We start from the raw sequence: 6,311 nt of genomic DNA, 5'->3' as shown, positions 1-6,311 counted from the left end.
GCGAGTCCTCATCGCCCCTACCAGGGATCGCAACCCGCCCAGGACGCCGGTGACACCGGTGCCGGGATCGCCGGTCCTCATCGCCCCTGGGGTGTTGGTAAGAACGACGACACCAGGGGCCAAATGGTTGATCTTCACGGGCCACCCGGGGCGATCGACGGTCGTTGAGCTGGTGTCCGTTAGGGGAACCCCAACGGACACCCGCCAGCCGCGACGGCGAAACACGTCCACCAGCGACGGATGTTGTCTCAGATAGGGCGTCCGGTGATCTTTCCGGTGACGGGGGCTCGTGCGGACCAACGTTCGGGAGAGTCACGTTAGTGGTGATCTTGGTTGGGTTGGGGTGTCCCGGAAACGAGGGTTTCCGGGACGGGTCCGTCGCGATGGTGGCCGCCGACGTTTCCGCAGGCCGCCGAGTCCCGAAACTCGTCTCGAAACCAGTGTGTCGTCACCCAGGTTGCGGGACGTTTCTGAGACGATGCTCGCCATGACGAGCGCCCCCACCGTGGTACCGGCCAGCGCCGGGCAGCAGCCACACAATCGGATCCGGGTCGGCTACGCGCGGGTGTCAACCCGCGGGCAGGACCACCAGACGCAGCTCGACGCCTTGGCCGGCGCGCACTGCCGCGAGGTAGTGGTGGAGACGGCGGGTACCCGTGGCGCGCGGCCGAAGTTACGCGCCATCCTGGATCGGCTTCAGCCCGGCGACACCCTGGTGATCTACAAGCCGGACCGGGTCGCCCGGTCGATGAAGGAGTTGTTGGTCTTTATCGAGGATGAGCTGCACGCCCGGGGCGTCGTGTTGGAGATCCTGACGGGGGTGTGCGCCGGCGTGCACCGTCCCGACGGTGCCACCATCGCCGACCGGCTGCTGTTCGCCGTCGCCGCCCTGGCCGCCGAGCTGGAACGCGAGCTGATCCGTGAACGCACCCTCGACGGGTTGCGGGCCGCGGCCGCGCAGGGCCGCCGCGGCGGCCGACCGGTCGCCGTCACCGCCGACCAGCTTGACGTCGCCCGCGCTCGGCAGGCCCGTGGCGAGTCCGTCACGGCGATCGCCGCGCACCTGGATGTGGGCCGCTCCACGCTGTACCGGGCGCTGCGACCCGACGACGGCGCGGATCAGCCGTCGTCAAAGTCGACGTAACCGGGGTCGCGTAGCGAACGCCAGGCCTGCCGAGGCGACCTGCCACCGCGCGTTATCGCTTCACCTCGGCCTGGCGTGACTTCCCGAACCCTGGTTCTCAAGCGCCTTGTCGTCAAGACGACGTCCGCCCCATGCGTGAGGTTGTTTCCGGTATTGAGGGAGTGTGTCGCAGTCACGAAGGGGTGAGCGCGGTGGCGGCATTGCCGCGGAGAAGTCCGACCGTGGGCAAGACGTGGGTGAGGGCGTGTCAGCGCGTAAGCCGGAGGCACACCCCGCGTCGACTCGGTGGGGTGCTCGTGTGGGCGCCGAGACCGTGCGGGTAGTGCAGTGGCTGACAGTCAACGCAATGTCGGCGGTGGACTTGGCCGTCGATCTACGGCGGCAGTGGCGCGCCGGGCGCGCGAAGCGGTTTGCCGAAGAGGCGGTTAGGAACGCACTGTCCAGAACGGAGTTCGCTCACTTTTTGTCGGTTCACCCTGCTAGGGAGTTTGTGTGGGGCCACGTGACGCGGCGCGCGCACGTGGGCATCATCGAGTACGTCAAGCTCCGAGAGATGTGGCGCTCCCGGCTGGTCGCCTACAGCCTGGGCCTGCTCGTTGCCATGATCACTATGAAAAACATTCCTCCTGTGCCCAACGAGTTGCAACAGCGGACACGAGAGGCTGTAGCGCAGTTGGGGACGACGGGTATGGCTGCGGTCATGCTCGCCACGGTGATCGTGATGGGCTCGATGATCGTCGGGCTTGGCATCACGGCATGGGCCGCCTTCCTTCGCTACCGGATTGCGTTACGGCAGGCCTGCGACAGCCTGCTGCCGCATGTGCGGATCGCGATAAACATCTGGACCGAGCGGCACTCGCCGGACGTGCTTCTGTTTGACGAGGCTCCCGCGTTGGGCGCCCGTGCGGGTAGTGGCTACTACATTGACCGCGTCGAACAAGAGCGGATCTCTACCCTCATCCGGGAGCTAGGGGTATCGGCGGTAGCGGTCAGCGGTCCTCGAGGTGCAGGGAAGAGCACCTTGCTGCACGCCATCGCAGCCGACGCCGACGCTCGAGGCGACAGCTGCCTGTCGTTGGAAGCGCCCGCCACCTACGAGGCCCGGGACTTCGTGATAGCACTGCATCGGCAACTGTGCGTCCATGTGACCCAGCGGGTTTCGGCCGTGCGCGACAGTCGGTGGCGACGTGCCATGAACAGACTGATCACTGCGGTCCAGGGCATCGGGCTGCTGACAGCGGGGTACCTCGCCGCGCTCCAGTGGGAAGTCACTGCTGCCGAACTCCCGCAACACCTGACCGACAGCCACCCACCGATCAATTCTTGGCAGGCCGGTGCCTTCATCGCTGCGCTAGTCGTCATCACGATATCGATCGGTGCACTCCGACCACCTCAGGGTCTACCCGGAGCCGCCGACCTCCTTCAACGCGCCGTGCAAGACGAGCAGAAACTCCGGTTCCTTCAGAGCGTCTCCACCGAGCACAGCGCTGGGCTGAAAGCAAAGATCGGGTTTGAACTGGGGCGCAAGCACACACGACAGCTCTTGGAACACGCGGCGTCCCTGCCCGACCTTGTCAGGTCATACCAGCAGTTCGCCAACATGTTCGTCACCTGGTGGCGGCGCCACGCCGGCACTGACAAAAACCTCATCATCGTCATCGACGAACTCGATCGGGTTACCGACGCCGAAGCCGCCGAACGCTTCATCAACGACATAAAAGGAATTTTTGGGCTCAACCACTGCACCTACCTACTGACCGTATCCGAGGACGCCCTGGCCCAGTTCGAACGACGGATGATCGGAATCAGGCCAGTCATCGACAGCACCTTCGACGAAGTCGTCCGGCTTCCCGTCCTACAGATAGACCAGTCCGAGGACCTGCTCGCCCGCAGACTGGTCGGCGTCCCCACCGCGTTCATCGCGTTGTGCCACTGCCTCAGTGGTGGCATCCCCCGAGACCTCATCCGATCCGCGCGCGCCCTCATCGACTCGCGACGCAGTCTGCAAGAGGACCACCTCACACCACTGGCGCACGAACTCGTGCACCAAGAGATCCAACGGCTCAAATCCGGACTTATCAGCCGAGTCCACACCGAACTGAACGGCGCCGCCGCCGTCCGTCACCTACAACTCCTAGCCGACCCCGACTGGCCCCAACGAGACCCCACGGCTCTGCTGATCGCGGCGCGCAAGCTACTACCCCCCCACGAAGATGCGGTCATCGATGACCGCATCGCGATGGAGATCGGCGTCGCCCTGTTCTACTACGGCACGATCCTCCAAGTCTTCCTTCCCTACACCACCGTCGACCTGATGGAAGTGGCTGAACGTCTCGCCGTCGCCCGCAGCGTCATGCCCACCAGCGTGGAACTGGCCTACGTACACATCAGCCGTCTTAGAAAACAGGCAGGCCTGGACACCAGCCCCGGCGAACCCCGCCGATAGGCCTGGCTGCCGCGGTGCTTCCGGTCCTCGCGCCGTGGCCGGCGCTGCGGTCCGGGTCACCTTGCCCCTGATGCCTCCGTGCCCGGCGGCCGTGGTGGCTTTTGGGGGGGGGGCTCATTTGGCGTCTTCTTTGTATGCACTCGGCCACGGTTGGGCGTGTTGTAAGGCTGCAGCCGTTCGTATAAGTAGGTCTTCGCGGTTGTGTTGGGCGACGATTTGGAAGCCCACAGGCGTGTTGTCAGGGGCGAAGCCGGCAGGGATGCTGGCTGCTGGATGGCCGCTGACATTAAATGCCCAGGTCAGAGCTACATTTAGGCGCTTACCTGGTCCCGCATGACCGTGAGCGGTGTAGGGGGTTGTCGGTGTGACCAGGATATCGGCAGCGGAGAACAGTTTGGCTAGCTGGTGGTTGTTGTGCATGTGCAGTTCTTTGGGGCGAGTTTTACCGGGCGATGTTTGTGTTCTGAGTTCCTTCCATACGGGTTCAGGGTCGTTCAGGATTAGGTCATGTTCGACCCATTGGAGGAAGCCGTCATGGGCAAGTCGGTTTGCGGCAGCATGGGCGATTCTTGCTATCTGCTGGTCGACCTCGGCGTAGCCGAGGTCGACTGACCACACTGCTTGGATTGGTCGCCCTCGTGGCGGGGCGGCGAGGTGTTCGGCAAGTCGTGTGCCGAGGATGGCGTCGAGGTAGCTGGTGGCGTCAGCGACAGTGCGAGCCAGCGGACCAGGTGCGTTGAGAGCGTTCACGGAGGGCAGCAGGCCATTGGTGGTCTTAACGCCGAGAATGCCGCACCAGGCAGCTGGAATCCGGAGAGATCCGGCACCGTCGTTGCCAGTAGCCAGCGGTACGAGACCCGCGGCGACTGCAGCTGCGGAGCCGGCGGATGACCCACCGGGGGTGCGGTCGACTCGCCATGGGTTGGTGGTGGGCCCGCGGTCCGTATGCCCCCAGGTCTGCCAATCGGTGCCGCGGGGGACGGCCGTGGTGCCGATCGGGATACACCCGGCGGCGATGAGGCGTTTGGCGTGTAGCGAGGCGATGCCTTCGGTGGCCTTGATGCCGATCGGGACTCCGGCGAGAGGCAGGTTGACGCCGGTGCTGACAATGCGCTGTAGCTCGTACGCGGCACGACGTGCCTGGTCCGGCCAGACCTCTCGGAAGGCCCGTAGTTCGTGGTCGATGGCCGCGATACGTCTCAAGGCGGCCTCGACGGCACCCACGGGGCAGAGTTGACCGCTGTTGACCATCCTTGCGATCTCGACGGCGTTGAGGGGCGCCGGGTCAGTGTCGGTGTTCAAACTCATCGCTGTGTGTCTCGGTCGGTCCCTTGTTCGTGGCCAGCCTGTTGGTAGGGAGGCCGATTTGTGGTCCTCGGCCCCTCCTGGCGAGGTACGCGAGTCGGGGTGGGGAAGGCGAGGGCTGCAGCTCGGGAGGCGTCGACTTCACTCAAGCGTTCCTGATATGGACGTCCTTTGTACTGCCACGACTCCAGCTCAGGTTGCAGCTCCTTTTGGATAGCCCGCTCGACTAGGACGGCCATCTCGACGGGGCCGATACCACCAGGTACCGGGGTAATGTTTTGCGGGATCTTGGTGGCCTCGGGGGAGATGTCACCAACTACTTTCCCGTTGGGTGCTGGCGCGAATCCGGAGTCGACCACAAGCCGGTGGTGTGGACGTATGTGCTGTGGGCCAAGGATGCCCGGGCTGCCGGTTACCGAGACGACGATATCGGCTTCTCGAACTGCGTCCAGGTCGTCGCCGAGATCGAGTTGGCGCGGTTTGTGACCGTGCTCGGCGAGTCGGCTGACGACACCGCGCCCGACAAACCCGTGGGCTCCCACGACAGCGATGGATGGCGCATCCTGGGCGAAGGGTCGTACCACTCGCCAGATCCCTTCGGCAGTCGCACACACCTGCCGGCTGGATGCCTCAGTGAGGGCGTCGATGTCCTTGTGTGGTGCGATACCCTGCACAAATTGACGCAGCCGGGCCGGGACTGGCTGTTGCACGATGATTGCGGTTACAGCGGGGCTGATGTTAGCGCTTTCGATGGCGGCACTGAACTGCGCTGGGGTGACGTGGGACGGAAGAACTAGATGGTCGGTATGTAGGCCAATTTTGGTAAAGTTTGCGACCTTCTGTTCGGCTGAGATCCGTGAGGCATCCGAGCGTATTTTCCAATCCGTAGGGTCGTGAGTTGCGGCCTCGACTCGGATGATTGTTGCTCTCTTGTCGAGAGATGCCATGGAGTCGCGGTAGCCGACGTAGAGATCATGGACGTTTCGTAGGATCTCTCGGCCTGAGATTTGGTTTTCGGTTCCAGTGACCATATTTGGCACCGTTCAGTTGGGCCAGCCGAGGTGCGCGAGTGTGGCGGGCACCGGCTCCAGAATGCAACCGCCGAGTAATTCGTGTACCTGATTCTCGGTCAGCAGGCGGTGATCCTCAAGTTTGTCCTGGTAGCGGTAGCCGTCCCAGGTTAAGGGGATGGCGGTGAATGTGTCTGGATCAAAAGCATCGTAATAGGAGAAATTCCCGTGATGGGCGATCCAGGTGATGTTTCTGGGCTCGACGTTGAGGTGTTCCTGTGCAAGTTCTAGCGCCTGCATGGCAACGCCGGCCATGTCATCGGCAATGCCGTAGCTGTCGCTGTTGGAGCGGATCTCAGACGCTACTGCGGTAACCTGATCGCTGAGACGATATAGACGTACCAGG

At 63.7% G+C, this 6,311-nt stretch carries 5 protein-coding genes; 2 read left to right on the top strand and 3 right to left on the bottom strand.

The genetic code is table 11. The features are described from left to right. Window positions 1-487 precede the first annotated feature (487 nt). Both K228_RS0123645 and K228_RS0123640 read left to right on the top strand, forming a co-directional pair. On the top strand, window positions 488-1,144 hold the full coding sequence (locus tag K228_RS0123645) for a recombinase family protein (RefSeq protein WP_029723939.1): 657 nt from the start codon (window positions 488-490) through the stop codon (window positions 1,142-1,144). Between the two features lie 298 nt (window positions 1,145-1,442). Beyond that, window positions 1,443-3,590, top strand: a complete 2,148-nt coding sequence (locus K228_RS0123640; RefSeq protein WP_155251627.1) for a P-loop NTPase fold protein — start codon at window positions 1,443-1,445, stop codon at window positions 3,588-3,590. A 114-nt stretch (window positions 3,591-3,704) separates the two neighbouring features. Here K228_RS0123640 and K228_RS27875 read toward each other — a convergent pair whose 3' ends face one another. From K228_RS27875 to K228_RS29025, 3 genes are all read right to left on the bottom strand, one after another. Next, complete coding sequence (locus K228_RS27875; RefSeq protein WP_080671692.1) at window positions 3,705-4,898, bottom strand: amidase; 1,194 nt, start codon at window positions 4,896-4,898, stop codon at window positions 3,705-3,707. Next, on the bottom strand, window positions 4,895-5,842 hold the full coding sequence (locus K228_RS30510; protein WP_425414542.1) for a tetrahydrofolate dehydrogenase/cyclohydrolase catalytic domain-containing protein: 948 nt from the start codon (window positions 5,840-5,842) through the stop codon (window positions 4,895-4,897). The genes K228_RS27875 and K228_RS30510 overlap by 4 nt, the downstream gene beginning before the upstream one ends. Window positions 5,843-5,938: 96 nt before the next feature. Next, window positions 5,939-6,311, bottom strand: a 373-nt coding sequence (locus tag K228_RS29025; protein ID WP_033777338.1) for a hypothetical protein, incomplete at its 5' end; no start/stop codon positions are given.

It is taken from the genome of Salinispora cortesiana (assembly GCF_000484695.1).
Taxonomy (GTDB): domain Bacteria; phylum Actinomycetota; class Actinomycetes; order Mycobacteriales; family Micromonosporaceae; genus Micromonospora; species Micromonospora cortesiana.
This window is presented reverse-complemented; position numbering and strand designations above follow the sequence as displayed.

Coding starts and splice junctions, on each gene's coding strand:
- K228_RS0123645 (WP_029723939.1), top strand. CDS start 488: ATGACGAGCGCCCCCACCGTGGTACCGGCCAGCGCCGGGCAGCAGCCA.
- K228_RS30510 (WP_425414542.1), bottom strand. CDS start 5,842: ATGGCATCTCTCGACAAGAGAGCAACAATCATCCGAGTCGAGGCCGCA.
- K228_RS27875 (WP_080671692.1), bottom strand. CDS start 4,898: ATGAGTTTGAACACCGACACTGACCCGGCGCCCCTCAACGCCGTCGAG.